The organism is Paenibacillus marinisediminis (assembly GCF_054343325.1).
Map to the genome: position 1 here is coordinate 241824 of NZ_JBTGUH010000004.1, position 16089 is coordinate 257912.

The 16089-nt window shown below is 47.7% G+C and carries 14 protein-coding genes; 4 read left to right on the top strand and 10 right to left on the bottom strand.

Features of this window, described 5'->3' with window-relative positions; translation table 11 throughout:
• Nucleotides 1–74: 74 nt before the first annotated feature.
• Entirely contained in the window at nt 75–1352 is a 1278-nt protein-coding gene (locus tag ACXX53_RS12265; RefSeq protein WP_458568937.1) for an MFS transporter, read from the bottom strand.
• A gap of 324 nt (nt 1353–1676) precedes the next feature.
• Here ACXX53_RS12265 and ACXX53_RS12270 point away from each other — a divergent pair, with 324 nt between their 5' ends.
• Nucleotides 1677–2579, top strand: a complete 903-nt coding sequence (locus ACXX53_RS12270) for a LysR family transcriptional regulator (RefSeq protein ID WP_458568938.1) — start codon at nt 1677–1679, stop codon at nt 2577–2579.
• A 43-nt stretch (nt 2580–2622) separates the two neighbouring features.
• Nucleotides 2623–3438: a histidinol-phosphatase gene (locus ACXX53_RS12275; RefSeq protein ID WP_458568939.1), complete on the top strand. Its 816-nt coding sequence runs from the start codon at nt 2623–2625 to the stop codon at nt 3436–3438.
• A gap of 581 nt (nt 3439–4019) precedes the next feature.
• On the opposite strand, the gene ACXX53_RS12280 is transcribed toward ACXX53_RS12275, so the two are convergent.
• The 3 genes from ACXX53_RS12280 to ACXX53_RS12290 all read right to left on the bottom strand — a co-directional run bounded on the left by ACXX53_RS12280 (nt 4020) and on the right by ACXX53_RS12290 (nt 6940).
• Entirely contained in the window at nt 4020–5012 is a 993-nt protein-coding gene (locus tag ACXX53_RS12280; protein ID WP_458568940.1) for a DMT family transporter, read from the bottom strand.
• A gap of 126 nt (nt 5013–5138) precedes the next feature.
• Nucleotides 5139–5897, bottom strand: coding sequence for a metallophosphoesterase family protein (locus ACXX53_RS12285; RefSeq protein ID WP_458568941.1), 759 nt, complete (start codon nt 5895–5897; stop codon nt 5139–5141).
• A gap of 107 nt (nt 5898–6004) precedes the next feature.
• Nucleotides 6005–6940 carry a metallophosphoesterase gene (locus ACXX53_RS12290; protein WP_458568942.1) on the bottom strand — a complete coding sequence of 312 codons (936 nt, stop codon included), beginning with the start codon at nt 6938–6940 and terminating at the stop codon, nt 6005–6007.
• 149 nt (nt 6941–7089) lie between these two features.
• Between ACXX53_RS12290 and ACXX53_RS12295 the strand changes: the two genes are divergently transcribed.
• Nucleotides 7090–8457, top strand: a complete 1368-nt coding sequence (locus ACXX53_RS12295; RefSeq protein ID WP_458568943.1) for an aldehyde dehydrogenase — start codon at nt 7090–7092, stop codon at nt 8455–8457.
• A gap of 112 nt (nt 8458–8569) precedes the next feature.
• On the opposite strand, the gene ACXX53_RS12300 is transcribed toward ACXX53_RS12295, so the two are convergent.
• From ACXX53_RS12300 to ACXX53_RS12315, 4 genes are all read right to left on the bottom strand, one after another.
• Entirely contained in the window at nt 8570–9148 is a 579-nt protein-coding gene (locus ACXX53_RS12300; protein ID WP_458568944.1) for a DUF4269 domain-containing protein, read from the bottom strand.
• A 161-nt stretch (nt 9149–9309) separates the two neighbouring features.
• The gene (gene sdhB, locus ACXX53_RS12305) at nt 9310–10074 is read right to left on the bottom strand and encodes a succinate dehydrogenase iron-sulfur subunit (protein ID WP_458568945.1); all 765 of its coding nucleotides are present in this window, start codon (nt 10072–10074) and stop codon (nt 9310–9312) included.
• Between the two features lie 2 nt (nt 10075–10076).
• Nucleotides 10077–11834 (bottom strand): succinate dehydrogenase flavoprotein subunit, encoded by a 1758-nt coding sequence (sdhA, locus tag ACXX53_RS12310; protein ID WP_458568946.1) that lies wholly within the window; start codon nt 11832–11834, stop codon nt 10077–10079.
• A 15-nt stretch (nt 11835–11849) separates the two neighbouring features.
• A complete protein-coding gene (locus ACXX53_RS12315; RefSeq protein ID WP_458568947.1) occupies nt 11850–12521 on the bottom strand; it encodes a succinate dehydrogenase cytochrome b558 subunit in 672 nt (223 codons plus the stop codon).
• A 313-nt stretch (nt 12522–12834) separates the two neighbouring features.
• Between ACXX53_RS12315 and ACXX53_RS12320 the strand changes: the two genes are divergently transcribed.
• Nucleotides 12835–13764 (top strand): LysR family transcriptional regulator, encoded by a 930-nt coding sequence (locus ACXX53_RS12320; protein ID WP_458568948.1) that lies wholly within the window; start codon nt 12835–12837, stop codon nt 13762–13764.
• Nucleotides 13765–13971: 207 nt separating this feature from the next.
• On the opposite strand, the gene ACXX53_RS12325 is transcribed toward ACXX53_RS12320, so the two are convergent.
• Both ACXX53_RS12325 and ACXX53_RS12330 read right to left on the bottom strand, forming a co-directional pair.
• A complete protein-coding gene (locus tag ACXX53_RS12325) occupies nt 13972–14646 on the bottom strand; it encodes a potassium channel family protein (protein WP_458568949.1) in 675 nt (224 codons plus the stop codon).
• Between the two features lie 23 nt (nt 14647–14669).
• Nucleotides 14670–16022, bottom strand: coding sequence for a TrkH family potassium uptake protein (locus ACXX53_RS12330; RefSeq protein WP_458569059.1), 1353 nt, complete (start codon nt 16020–16022; stop codon nt 14670–14672).
• Between the last annotated feature and the right edge of the window lie 67 nt (nt 16023–16089).

The window sequence follows — 16089 nt, forward strand, 5'->3', positions numbered from 1 at the left end:
CATAAGGCTGTCTCATTGGACCCACGTGGTTTCGATGAGACAGCCTTTATTCATGTCGCTTAAGGTGAACTACGTTAATTTGCAATCAATTCATTCGCAATAGCCTCTCGGCGGCCTTTCTCGATATCAACGATTCGGAGCATGACCACACCGACGACAAAGAAGATAAGGATCGATAAGATAGCCAATCGAGTTGAGCCTGTCAGCAAGCTGACCATGCCAAATACCGCTGGACCGATAGATGAGGATACTTTGCTGGATAAGCTCAGGAATCCGAAGAATTCGGCTGCTCTTTCGATCGGTACCAGTTGACTATATAAGGAGCGGGCAACAGCTTGACTGCCGCCTTGGACCATCCCTACCATGAACGCCAATATGTAGAAATGAAGCGCAGTCTGCATATAGTAACCGAGCATTACGATTACCACGTAAGTGCTAAGTGATATGTAAAGTGACCGTTTGGTTCCAAGCTTGTTTGCAAATCTGGCGAATAGGTATGTAAAAGGAATGCCGACAAACTGCGTAATCAGCAGCGCCGCGATCAGATCGGTTGAACCGATGCCCAATTGCGCGCCATAGAGCGCTGACATGCTTATAATCGTGGTGATGCCATCATTGAAGAACCAGAACGAAATGATATATTTCAACAGTTCCGGGTACTTTGGCAGCTGGCGTAATGTACGGAACACCCGACCAAAACCGTTCTTTGCATAGGTTGAAGCTGAATATGTTGTCGTTCGTGCAGGATCCTTGATCGTGCGGAACATCGGCAGTGAGAATAGAATCCACCATATGCCGACTGTGACGAATACAGCTTGTGTTGCCGCAATCTTATTGGGAAATCCGAACCAGGTGTATTTTTCGAGCATAACGATGTTAACTGCCAACAGAATTCCGCCTCCGATGTAGCCAAACATATACCCTTTCGCAGAGATTTCATCGCGTCTGTCTTCAGGAGCAATCAGCGGAAGCAGGGCATCGTAGAATGTATTGCCTGCGGAAAATCCGATGGTACCAATGATGAATAGAAGCGATAACAGCAGCCAATCTCCAGTTCCCGTAAATGCCATCAATAAGCAGCTTATCGCTCCCGCAAATGTAAATACACGTAAAAATGCCATCCTTCGGTTGGACATATCCGCAACTGCTCCTAGAAACGGTGAGAATATGGCAACCAGTATCATGCCTATCGTTTGCGTGAAAGACCAATAACTAGCTGCCACATGTTCCTCGACTGTAGAAGCCGCCACGGTGGCATAATATATGGGCAGCACAGCCGCCATCATCGTCGTAGCAAATGCGGAGTTGGCCCAATCGTACATCAACCAATGATGTACTTGTTTTGTCAGCATAACATTCCCCCTCATTACCGAACATACTCTCGATAATTCTGTAATTATGAGTTCCTTCTGTTCAATATGACAGTTTGCATTCACCTATGAAATCCGCTTGTCTAAGTTAGCATATAATTCCATTGTGCAGTATATTACCCTATAAGGTCAATTCAAGCTTTTGTTAAGATCCAGTATTAGTTTACTGGCTGTAGCTTCCAATGGGACCTTCTGTCATGATTGCCGTTCAGCCTTTGTTCATCTATAATTTAAAGTAATGGCAGTAACCTCGGTCCATGCTGATGAACTATCATTAACACCTGATATTGGAAGGAGGAACTAGGCATGAATTTAAGCCAATTGGAAACGTTAATTACGATCTCGAAAACGATGAGCTTCCGTAAGGCGGGTGAATTGCTCAATTTAACTCAGCCTGCCGTTTCCGCACAAATTAAGAGCTTGGAAGATGAATTCAAGACTGTGCTTATCGATCGCAACCAACCCGTTACGCTGACGGACAGTGGACAAGTGTTTCTTGAGCATGCGGAGAAGATGCTGGCAATCGTAGAGGATCTGAAGCAAAGGCTCTCTGACCTGAACCAGATTCCCCAAGGACATATTGTGCTAGGCACGACCACATCGATTGCGATTCAGATTCTGCCGCGGATTCTTTCTTACTTTCAAGACCAATTTCCGCTTATCAAAACAAGCATCCTCTCGATGTCTTCCTCTCAGGTAGCTGCTCAGATTGAGAATGGTACTGTTGATATCGGCATTGGATACTTATTGGATAACAATCCAAATCTTATATCCTCTGTTCTCTATTACGACACCTTTGAGCTGATCGTGAATCCGAGCCACCCACTTGCGCAGCACCAACATGCTACGATCGAGATGCTGAAGGATATTCCGCTCATCATGCTGTCGCCTGATACTGTCGGCCGCCGTTTTGCTGAAGAAGCGTTCCGCAAGCATAATATCCAACCGCATATTGTGATGGAGCTATCCAGCAGTGAGGAAGTAAAGCGTATGGTTGAGCTCAATCTCGGCGCAGGCATCATATCCAAATTATCCGTGAGCAATGAATTGAAACGCGGTTCATTGAAGATGGTTCATGTTTCAGAACTGGAAACTGCACATCCTGTGGGCGTTATTTATCGCTCAGGCCGCTATCTAAATTCGGCGATGCAGCAATTTCTAAGTGACTTGAAAGGCATGCCGGAGAATCAATTCTACGCCTCGGAATAATGAAGAAGCTACCCAATCCTTACCTGGATAAGGAGTTGCCAATATGACTAAATTCGATTTGCATACACATAACGTTCTCTGCGGTCACGCAGATGGAACCATACGCGATTACGTTGAAGCAGGAATTGCTGAAGGTTTGGACGTAATTGGCATCTCGGATCACACCCCGTACTTCGGGCGGGATGAAGATCAACCCTTTCCTTATATTACGATGAAAAAGAGCGAGTTCAGCGGCTATGTTGACGAGGTGCTTAGGCTGAAACAAGAATACGCTGGTCGCATAGATGTGCTGCTTGGTATTGAGGCAGACTATTTTCCTGAGCATGTTGACGTCTACAGGGAAACGCTCGCCAAGTATCCGTTCGATTATATTATCGGCTCCGTTCATCAGGCGGAAGGTGTCAGCATCTTTAATAAAGGGCGTTGGAAAGGACTCAGCCATGAACGTCAGTTAGCCGTTAAAGGTGAGTACTACCGGCTGATTCAAGAGTCGGCGAAGAGCGGCATGTTTCAAATTCTAGGACATATCGATGCAATGAAAGGCAATTACCCGGCCTTCTCTGATATTGCAGCCCCTGAAGTATTGGATAAGACGCTGCAAGTTATTAGCGAGTGCGGTGTCTCCATCGAGATCAATACGTCCGGCAAGACGAAGCTTAGCGGCGGATGGTACCCTTCGGACGAAATTCTAGAGCGCGCGCTGCATTACGGGGTCGAAGTCACCTTCGGGTCAGATGCCCATAAGCCGCAGCGTGTAGGCGACGAATGGAATCAGGTGCGACAGCGGCTGATTGAGATTGGATTTACATCATGGGTATATTATAAACAAAAGGTGAAGCAGACGGTTTCACTGCTGTAAGAAGTGAATGTCCGAGATGATACAAGTGCAAAACTTGCATCATCTCGGACATTTGAGCGTTAATGGCGATTACTAGACGATGATGACTGTCGCCCAGCCTCAAGTCTTGAACGTATTCACATATTTCTCATACATTTCTTAACGGCATTCCAGTATGTAAATAGGCTAATCCGGGTTACTCACTCGCGAAGCCCTGCCCGCTCTCCGCAGGGCGCGCGTAAGACGGTTTTTCCCGGTTATCGCGATCCTCTAGCTCGCCTAGCACGCTGTAACGGAAAAAAACCACCGTACAGGGAACGGAACAGGATAGCCTGTCTTGACTCCGTCGGACTATTATCCCCTAGTCTCAGGAGCTTAACTACACTAAATTAGCTCTAGAACGGCAAGCCATACTCCACGAGTTGCTTACAGTACGTCTCACCCTCATCGGTTCCACATCTCGCTCCAAAAAAAAGGACCTGCATCAGCAGGCCGAACTCAAGGGATATATATTCATCAAAAGGGGGTCTTGCTACTACTATAACCCCTGTACGTTATGCAACGTTAACAGCAACATTACGGTTGTGTAACAAATATCAAATTTATCCTGCTTGATCCGTTACTTGACCAGCAGATTGATTTATAGCGGATGACGCCTTTCTTGAAGGTCGATTCACCGTTATGATGCCGGCGACGACGAGCACCAGCGATAAGATCGTCCATTGATTAATCTGCTCATCCAGCAGCAATGCTGACAAGATAACGCCAAACACCGGAATTAAGAACAAGTACATCGATACTTTTCCTACCGAGTTATATTTCATCACTAAGTTCCACAGAGTGAACGCAGCCGCGGATAGGAAGGAGAGATATACAAGCAGCAGCAGTGTGCCGCTATCCCATTGGAACGGAAACAGCCCAGCGCGCAGCGAGCCTACGATTGTTAGTCCAATTCCCCCGAGCAGCATCTGCCGACCCGTAAGCCAGATCACAGGAAGATCACGAGACTCATGCCGCGACAGCACATTGCCGAATCCGCCGAAAAATGCAGACAAGATCAAAAAGAAGTCGCCGATATTCAACTCCATGTTCATCCCTGCTTGTGCTATAGTCACGACCGCCACGCCTGAGAAGCCTAGAATCAGCCCCATCGTTTTATTCGAAGTAAATCGTTCGTTCTTATCCATAAACCGCACAACCAACATTTGAAAGAAGCTTGTAGAACCAGTAATAATGGCTCCCTGTATTCCGGTGCTTAAGCTAAGTCCAATATAGAAGCAGATATACTGCAGAAAGGTTTGCAATAAAGATAATCGCGTAACACGAAACCATTTTAAGCGAGCCGAGGCTAGTATGGAAGAATCCGATTGATGAGACAGCTTATTCATCAGCCATCCAAACAGAACTAATATGATTCCCGCCAATGTAAAGCGGTAGCCTGCAAATACCCATTGCTCGAACGTCTGATTCGACGCGATATTTAATTCAGCATAGCCGATCTTTACAGCAGGTGTCGCACTCCCCCACAAGAGCGTCGACAATACAGCGCTGACCGTCAGTCCGACGGGGTGGGTAAACCATTGTTGAGCTTTCACGATGTTTCCTACCTTTCCAAGTACCCCAATAGAAAGGACTGCCTCGTGTTCTTGACGAGACAGTCCATGCAGCCTAATTCTATCACTCGAATAACTATTTGCATATACTAAACCACATTTTCACAATTATACGTCATCTTCTGATTTCTGCAGACCTCGATATACACCTGTGCGAAGCTCACGTACATACTCTTTGATCCCCGGCATTTCCGTATTCTCAGCCGCACGCACCGCCTTCTCGATATCGTAGGGCACTCGTCGAAATTGGATCGAGAACGGCTCTGACTCTACGCTGCCATATACCCCTTGCAATATGACATAGGAAGCCTGCGTCATATCCAGCGGATTACCGACACTGCCGCAATTGATTAACGTTTTCCCCTGCAGATGCTGCAAGTAAGCCTGATGAATGTCACCGTATACGACCATGTCCGGAGACTGCCCAGGGTGCATCGGATCTGTCAGAAGCGGCGTGAACTCAAACATCCCGAGACGTTTATCCAACGGATCCCAGGGCTGCACACGATGATAGACGCTTTGAGGTGAAGCATGAAATAGGCGGATATGACGTCCACTGATCAAACAGTCATACGAAAAAGGCAGCTGATCCAGCATGTTCAGACGTTTCAAGCCTAATTGCTCCGCATGCCAGCGAAACTGCATATCGTTTTCAATACGAACCACCAGTTCATCCCAGTTACCGCGTACGATGACATCACATTTTGAAAATAGGATATCCAACACTTTAACGGAATCAGGTCCCTTGCCTACCAGATCCCCCAGGCAGATGATCCGCTCTACCCCTTCTCGTTCCATATCCTCCAACACAGCCTCTAATGCTTGCAAATTGCCATGAATGTCAGAAAGGATCGCTATATTATGCATGGTGCATCTTCTCCTCTCACGGTTCAACTACTTCTATTCGCGATCTATATATGAATCTAAGGAATCTTATCTATGTAAAATAGTACCTTCTAGCTATCCTCATCCTGCTATTGATCAATAAGGGTAATAAGCGTCCACTCCGGCGGGCAGAACAATCGTATGGGAAGCAATGTTGTTCCCAGCCCTCTGCTCGTATGCAGCAGCAGCGACCTATTCCCTGCTCCACTCCGCTCCAGCTTGTACAAGCCATCCGGATATATCTCTCCCAGCTTAGGCAAGAATACAGGGCCATACAGTGGAATGCGAATCTGTCCTCCGTGGCTGTGGCCAGATAACTGCAGATCGACGGGGTACTTCAGCGCGGTATCCGCCCAATCCGGTTCATGGGCAAGCAGCAAGCACCATGTCTCTGACGGCACCTGCTTCAGCGCTTCATTCATATTCGGATTACCGTCAAACGCATCGTCAATACCGGCAATCACTAATGCCGCCCCGTTCCGTTTCACGATTCGACTACTGTTCGTCAGCACTTCAAAGCCTGCTTGCTGCAGAGCCACTGTGGCAAGATCTACACCGCGCTCATAGTCATGATTGCCCAGTACAGCATATTGACCAAGCGGCGCTCGCAGCTGCTTCAGCAGCGGAATAATATTAGACGCAAAAATAGAACTGTCCTCAACAAGATCGCCAGTCAAGCAGATCATATCCGGCTTAGCCGCCATGACACGCTCTACGATCTCTTGAATTCTATCTTCATCGAAATAGACGCCAAAGTGAATATCTGATATATGAGCAATTCGTACACCCCGAAATGGCTTAGGAAGTGTGGAACTCGTTATCGTTAGTGTGCGGTTCTGAATGCGTGCTGGCTCTACCCAGCGAGCATAAGCTGTTGTTAGCAATGATGCAGTAAACAATCCGCCAAACATTCCTTTCAGAAAACGGCGCCTGCTCACCTTTCTCGAGGCTGGGGTCTTGGGTTGTTGTAGAGGTGAAGTCTTATCGGGAGCACGTTTGGTCTGATCAATAGGCGATGGTGCCAATAAAGATCCCCCGCTTTCACATGCTATATTTTTATTATGAGGCAGTGATTCATGCAATGCAAACGAATATAAGATATGATACAAATAGAGAAGGAGATTATTGATTCGGTTATCAGTCACTATTCCCGATATATGAGGAGGTCTGGACTTTGACGATCCAAGACGCATTTAATAAACAGAAGCAGTATTATCTCAACGGAAGAACCAGAGATATCTCTCAGCGTCGTCAGGCGCTAGAAGCTTTAGCTGAAGCTATTCGTCGCTATGAGCCCGATATTATCGAGGCGCTGCGCAAGGATCTCAGCAAGAGCGACGCCGAATCGTATTCGACGGAAATCGGCTTCGTGCTTCATGAAGCTAGATTTATAGCCAAACGCCTGCATCGATGGGCCAAACCGCGCAGGGTAAAGACAGCTCTGACACACGTCGGCAGTCGAGGAATGACGATGCCAGAACCGTACGGCACAACACTTGTCATTGCTCCTTGGAACTATCCATTTCAATTGGCGATAGCCCCGCTCATCGGCGCTATCTCTGCAGGCAATACCGTAATACTGAAGCCGTCCGAGTTGACGCCTCATACGAGCAAGGTCATATCACGCCTCATCGGCGAAACCTTTGATCCGCAGCTTGCAACCGTTGTTGAAGGCGGTGTAGAAACTAGTCAGGAGCTGCTCGCGATGCCGTTCGACTACATTTTCTTCACAGGGAGCGTTGGAGTCGGCAAGATCGTGATGGAAGCTGCTGCTAAGCAATTGATTCCACTTACCCTGGAATTAGGCGGCAAGAGTCCATGTATCGTGCATCAAGATGCAAACATCCCTTTATCAGCGAAGCGAATCGCATTTGGAAAATGGACTAATGCAGGCCAAACTTGCGTAGCTCCTGACTATGTATACGTGCATCGTTCGAAACGTGACGAGCTTGTTAAGGCGCTGCAGCAAGCAGTCACGGAATTCTACGGCGCTTCTCCGCTTACAAGCCCGGACTATCCATCAATCGTGAGCACGAAGCATCTAGACCGGCAGGCTGGATTTCTCAATGATGGCACCTTGGCATGGGGCGGTGATATGAACGCCGCAGAACGCCGACTAGCTCCTGCAGTGCTGACAGATATCACCTGGGATATGCCCGTTATGCAGGACGAAATATTCGGTCCGATCCTTCCAGTCCTCGTATACGATGATCTACAGGAAGTCATATCAGCCGTCCAAGCTCGTCCTAAGCCGTTAGCCTTGTACCTCTTCACTAACGATCGTGCAGTAGAAGAGCGGGTGCTGACGTCATTGTCATTTGGCGGCGGATGCGTCAATGATACCTTAATGCATCTGGCAACGCCATATTTGCCTTTCGGCGGAGTTGGAGAGAGCGGCATGGGAGCGTATCACGGGAAATTTAGCTTTGAGACGTTCTCCCATCAGAAGAGCGTGCTCCACCAAACGACGTTGGTCGACATGGCGATTCGTTATCCTGGTGCTAAGAATGGCCTGAAATGGATGCGCAAGCTGCTGCGATAACTACTATCATCAATTAACACAGCCCTCCAACAGAGTTTAACTTGAATGGAGGGCTGTTTATATATCTTATATGTTTATTAACGCTATAGCCAATCTCAGGCGATAACATTTCTTATATCTCCAGCGCATCAGTCAATGCACGTAATGCTGCATCATCAGCATCGGCAAGCTCTAGCATCGCTTCATATGGATCTCCGCTCAACTGCAAATATTGTGCAAAGGCCGGCTCCGTCTTCTCGCCGTTCAGCTTGTGCCGCAGCAGACGCTCCTTGCCAGCAGGCCCGATAAGCTGCAGAATTCGATACTCAGCCACCATATGACGGTACCCATTTTGCTGGGAAACCGGCACTGGCTGTCCAAAGATTTCAATAGGCCATCCCTCACAGGTAAAGCGAATACAGACGAATGGAATTCCTCTTGTGCTGCCAATCTCGGTCTCATAATCATCAAAACCTGCATACATAGAGCCAACATCCTCAGCAAAAACATCTGGATCATGGACTTCACACACGATATCCAGATCGCTGCCCGGAATGTTTAGTGCAAGCGGGACCGTTCCTACAAGTACAGGATCCACTTGTATCAAGGGTTCAAGTATACGGTATGACGTTAATACTCGATAAGCGTCTTGCTGCTGGTCGGTACCTCGCTTGAGATAGGATAGATCGCGAAAAAATGTGATGTCCAGCATAATCCCTCTTCTCCAGTAACTAAACTACTACAGCAAATATACATGCATTCATATTATCGTCTCTACCTCATCTCAACATGGGAATAGCACGCGGTGAATTAATAAAGCTCACCCTCACAGCGATTATTCGCCGTAAGAATGAGCTCGGTAGGAATGTATGATTACATCGTGAACCAACGCTTAAACATAAGCTTAGTCGTATCGCGGTTCATCTCCGCAATGGACGTTGTAAGCGGAATGCCCTTCGGACATGCGCGCACACAGTTCTGCGAATTGCCGCAGCCTTCGATGCCGCCGTCGTCAAGCAACGCTTCCAGACGCTCATCCTTGTTCATCTCACCCGTTGGATGGGAGTTGAACAAGCGCACTTGCGAAATTGGCGCTGGACCGATAAAGCTCGTCTTGTCGTTTACGTTCGGACAAGCTTCCAAGCATACGCCGCATGTCATACACTTCGACAGCTCGTATGCCCATTGACGCTTCGTTTCCGCCATACGCGGTCCTGGACCCAGGTCATACGTTCCGTCTATCGGAATCCATGCTTTCACACGCTTCAGCGAATCGAACATGCGCTGACGGTTAATGACTAGGTCACGCACGACTGGGAACGTCTTCATCGGCTCTAAGCGAATCGGCTGCTCCAGCTTATCGACAAGCGCGGAACAAGCTTGGCGCGGCTTGCCGTTAATAACCATCGAGCAAGCGCCGCACACTTCCTCCAAGCAGTTGGATTCCCAGCACACAGGTACTGTGTTCTTACCGCTTGCATTAATCGGATTGCGTTGAATTTCCATCAGCGCGCTAATGACGTTCATATTCGGACGATACGGAACTTCGAACTCTTCCGTATATGGCTTCGCATCCGGAGCATCTTGGCGCGTCACAATAAACTTCACTGTTTTGGTCTGAGTCATCGTGTCCGCCATCGTTATTCTCCTTTCTTCTTATCCGACGAATAATCGCGTTTGCGCGGCTTCAACAGCGAGATATCTACTTCTTCATAGCTTATCTCTGGGCCTTCCGGCGTCCACTTGGCAATGGATGTCTTCAAGAAGCGCTCGTCGTTGCGGTCTGGGAATTCTGGCTTATAGTGAGCGCCGCGACTCTCATCGCGAAGCAATGCGCTCGTTGTCATCGATTCAGCCAGCTCCAGCATGTTCCACAATTGACGAGTGAAGGTTGCTCCCTGGTTGCTCCAAGTCGCTTTATCGTTAATATTGATATTCGCGTAGCGCGATTTCAGCTCTTTAATCTTAGCGATCGTCTCTTCAAGCTTCTTATTGTATCGAACGACCGTCATGTTGTTCGTCATCCACTCGCCAAGCTCTTTATGAATGACGTACGCATTCTCACTGCCGTCCATCTTCGCGATGCGATCGTATTTGTCCGACTGACGCTTCGCTTCCTTCTCATACACGGAAGAAGCAATATCATCCGCCGACTTCTTCAATCCGCGAATATATTCAACTGCCTTAGGACCGGATAGCATACCGCCGTAGATCGCGGACAAGAGTGAGTTCGCGCCGAGACGGTTCGCGCCATGATATTGATAGTCGCATTCGCCAGCCGCAAACAGGCCTGGAATGTTCGTCATCTGATTGTAATCTACCCACATGCCGCCCATCGAATAGTGCACAGCAGGGAAGATCTTCATCGGAATCTTGCGCGGATCTTCGCCCATGAACTTCTCATAGATCTCGATGATACCGCCGAGCTTTACATCAAGCTCCTTCGGATCCTTATGGGACAGATCGAGGTATACCATGTTCTCGCCGTTGATGCCAAGCTTCTGGTCGACGCACACACTGAAGATCTCGCGTGTTGCGATGTCGCGCGGAACAAGGTTGCCGTATGCCGGATATTTTTCCTCAAGGAAGTACCAAGGCTTGCCGTCTTTATAAGTCCAGATGCGTCCGCCTTCACCGCGCGCGGATTCGGACATCAAGCGGAGCTTATCGTCGCCCGGAATCGCTGTCGGGTGAATCTGAATGAACTCGCCATTCGCATAGTGAACGCCTTGCTGGTAGACTGCGCTTGCCGCAGTTCCTGTATTGATAACAGAGTTCGTCGTCTTGCCGAAGATAATGCCAGGTCCGCCGGATGCGAGGATAACCGCGTCGCCAGCGAATGTCTTGACCTCCATGCTGCGGAGATCCTGCGCTGCAATGCCTCGGCAGATGCCTTCGTCGTCGATGACAGCGGACAAGAATTCATAGTGCTCATACTTCGTTACAAGTCCCGCTGCCTCCCAACGGCGAACTTGCTCATCAAGCGCATACAGAAGCTGCTGCCCTGTCGTCGCGCCTGCGAATGCTGTACGGTGATGCTTCGTTCCGCCGAAGCGACGGAAGTCGAGCAGACCTTCTGGCGTACGGCTGAACATTACGCCCATGCGGTCCATCAGATGGATAATGCCTGGCGCCGCCTCACACATTGCCTTAACTGGCGGTTGATTCGCCAGGAAGTCGCCGCCGTATATCGTATCGTCAAAGTGCTCCCATGGGGAGTCGCCTTCGCCTTTCGTATTAACAGCCCCGTTAATGCCGCCCTGCGCGCATACGGAGTGGGATCGTTTCACTGGCACTAAGGAGAACAAGTCAACATGCACGCCTGCTTCCGCTGCCTTCACCGTTGCCATTAGGCCAGCCAATCCGCCGCCGACAACTAACAATTTCTGTTTAGCCATTGCGTGTTTTCCTCCTTATCCGATTATCGATTGCATCGATTGAATCATTTGTGCTGCTTCAAATTGCTCGCTGCGGAAGCCAAACAATGAAAGTATGAACAACACTGACATTAACACAAATAACCCCATGCTGATCTTTGCTGAAACCTTCTGAGCACGCGGTCCGACTGTAATGCCCCAGCTCACAAAGAATGCCCATAGTCCGTTGGCAAAATGGTATGAAGCAGCGACAACACCTATGATATAAACAATGAACATGACCGGTTGTGTCACGATCGCATTCATATGAGTACCCAACTCTTCATGTGTAACCGTGCCCATTGCAATCTGGAAGCGAGTTTGATAGAGATGCCATGTTACAAAGATAAACGTGATAACCCCCGTAATGCGCTGCATCATGAACGCGAAATTGCGTCCATAGTTGTGATTGCCCACATTGTTGCGGGCCGTGTATGCGATATACAACCCGTATACACCGTGATATAGGAGTGGCAGCCAAATAAACAATAATTCCAAGAAAAATAGAAGCGGCAGTTCATTCAAAAACTTTACGCTTGACTGGAACGCTTCCTTGCCGCCGTCAAACGCTGAAAAGTTCGTAATCATGTGCTCCAGTAGGAACAACCCCAGCGGGATTACCCCGAGCAGCGAGTGCATCTTCCTTGAGTAAAAATAGCCCCGTTTCATAGGTGTCTCATTTCCCCCTTCTCATACATACCAGAAAATTTTGGTAGTGAAGCATCCTCATTTTACCTGTGCTTGTCGAAAGCGTCAATCATTTGTCACCAAAGAAATAGCAAAATTTTTAAGAAATCATATCGGTTCATGTCAAACCGTGTACAAATTTGCAAGCGCTCTCTTTTTTTGTGTGACTAAGTTGTGACACTTCCATATTACTCCTTCAAAGCTTATAATGGAATTGCAATATTATTATAATTTTTATAACTAAAACGCATAAATATTAGATTTCTCTTACTGACTACCTAGGAGGACAACACCTATGCTTGATCTTTTAGAGTCATTCGCCACAGTAGTAGAATGTACAAGCTTGAATCAAGCCGCTAAACGTCTTAATATCTCGCAGCCTGCACTGTCTAGGCAAATTTCACGATTAGAGCAGGACCTCGGTGTGGAGTTGTTCCTGCGCAATGGCAAGCGGCTTGAGCTAACGAAGGCTGGACGAATAACCTATGACTTTGCGCTGGATATTCGTACGCGACAACTCGGCTTCATGAGATCATTAGCCGCTTATAAAGCTGAAAGTCAAGCAAACGTCACGATTGGAGCCAGTCTAACTACACTACAAACGACATTGCCGTTCTTTGTTTCGATCTTCAAGGATCATATGCCCAAGGCACAGCTCAAGACGGTAACCGGTAAAACACATGAGATCATTTCTTTGATCAAGGAGCAGGAGGTTGATTTCGGCATCGTGGCAGATGAGATTCGTGAACACGGGCTCGTGTCGATTCCTCTGCTGTCTGATCACCTTATGCTGGTCGTTCCGAGCAACCATGAATGGTACGATCTGCAAGACTGGACGATGGCCCATCTCAACGGATTGCCGATGCTGCTGTTCTCCAATGGCACCTGGTACCGCAAGCTGATCGATGATCTATTCCGCCGCTATCGCATCATGCCCGATATTCGGATGGAGATCGATTCCTTCGAAGCTATCGTTCGGCTGTTGCACACCTGCGAAGCAGCCACGCTGCTCCCCAAGTCCTATCTTCGCGAGGAATGGATCAGCAACAGCGGACTGCGCACGGTCTATCTGCAGGAGCTTGAGCAGACGGAGCGAATAACATCGCTTGTATACTCCGAACAAGCCTCCTTCTCGAATGAAGTCAAACAGTTCTTGTTGGATGCTGCGCTCTACAGCAATTGGTCGGAACGAAATAATGACGCCAAGCGAATAATAAACGAATAACAAGCTGGTGATCAGCTTGCGATCATTTCATTAAGCATCTTTGTCCTAATGGCTATAATTCTCATTAACCATTTTGATCGGAGCTTAATACATGTACACACAATCGTAATTTTTAGCTAGAGACACTTATAAGCGCTGCAACACAATAAAAGCCCTAAGCGATGCTCCTGACTATTCTTCAAGAGCCTGCTTAGGGCTGTAGTATAATTAAAATTTCCGATGATCTGTAAACTTTTCTTCAAACTGTTCAATTTGCAAATTAGTGCCGATCATAACCATAACATCATTCTCTGTCAACACATCATCCGCGGTTGGAGCAACTATAATGCCATTGGATTTATTCAAGGCTACGATACTGCAGCCGAAACGTACGCGCGAGTTCAGCTCACGCAGTGTGATACCATTCAAGCAACTCGGTACATTAAGCTCTGCGATCGTATAATCCTTGGACAGCTCAATATAATCAAGAAGATTAGGTGATACGAGATGGTGCGCAACCCGAATGCCCATATCCCGTTCCGGATAAATAATTCGGTCGACTCCAAGCCGCTCCAGAACTCGGCCATGCAGATCAGACAGCGCCTTAGCAACTACTTTCTTGACACCCAGCTCCTTCACCTGAATACTAACCAGTATGCTCGTTTGGATATCATTGCCTATAGCTACAACAACACAGTCAAAGTTGCGAATACCGAGCGAACGAAGCACTTCCTCATCCGTCGCGTCAGCAACAACTGCATGTGTTACCACATTGTTCATTTCATCAATAACTTCTTCATCCTTGTCTATTCCCAAGACCTGATGACCAAGCTTCATCAATTCTTCAGCCAAGCTGGAACCGAACCGTCCCATCCCTATGACGGCATACTGCTGCACATCCATTTTCGATACTATCCCCTTTGTTGTTAACCTATCGTTATCTTTCCTTCTGGATGACGGTACAATTCACGTTCCGTCTTCGGTCCTAACGCATATGCAAGTGTTAACGGGCCTAAACGGCCGATAAACATCGTCAACGCAATCAACAGCTTCCCGATGCTCGAAAGCTCGCTAGTGATACCCATAGTCAAACCTACAGTACCGAATGCAGAAGTTGTTTCGAACAAGATCTCAAGAAAATCAAAATCCTCTGTCGTTGACAAGATCATGGATACGGTAATGACCAAACCCAACGCTATCAATATTAAAGTGAGTGCTTTATTCAATCGGTCCTTTGCCAAGCGATGCTTGAACATCACGATATCTTCCTTGCCGCGAATCATCGAGACGACCGCCCCGAATAGTATCGCAAATGTCGTCGTCTTGATCCCGCCGCCCGTCGAGCCTGGTGACGCACCGATAAACATGAGAATGACTATGAAAAATTGAGTTGCCTGCCGCAGGCCGGCAATATCAACCGTATTGACCCCTGCTGTACGTGGTGAAACCGATTGAAAGAACGAAGCTAATATCTTCTCGAAGAAGTTCATATCCCCCATCGTGTTTGGATTCGAATATTCGAATAAGAAGATGACAAGCGCCCCGAATACGATTAAGAAGCCAGTTGTATATAGTACAACCTTCGTATGAAGCGACAATCGCTTCGTCTTGTGATAATCAACCAGATCGGATATTACGATAAATCCTATACCTCCCGATACAATCAGGAACATCGCTACGATGTTAGTGAGAGGATCATTGACATAGCTGGTCAAGCTGGAGAACGGTCCGCTTGCTGTCATCCCGAATATATCGAAGCCCGCATTATTGAAAAAGGATATCCCGTGAAATATCCCAAAGTACAGCGCCTGTCCAAAAGGCATATCCATCGACCAACGCAGAGCAAACAACATAGCGGCTGAACCTTCAATGATGAGAGAATACAGCAGCACTTTGCGGATAAGACGAACGATACCTTCCATCGAGCCCTGATTCAGCGCTTCCTGCAAGATCAGCCTTTCCTTCAACGATATCTTCTTCTTGAATACGAGTGCGAACAACGTCGCCATCGTCATGAATCCCAAACCACCGATCTGAATGAGACACAAGATGACGATCTGTCCGAACATGGTAAAGTGCGACCCCGTATCAACGACAACCAATCCCGTAACACATGTCGCAGACGTCGCTGTGAACAATGCATCGATAAATTGGAGCGGTTTACCGTCAACATTTGATATGGGGAGCATCAGAAGAAATGAGCCTAACAAAATGATTGCAGCGAATCCCACTGCCAATATGCGCGCCGGAGTTAGCCTCCATGGTCGTAATAGCTCAATCTTTTTCACTTGCTGTGCCCACCTCTAAAAAAATTCATAAAAAAAAGCATCGGAATACCAATGCTGT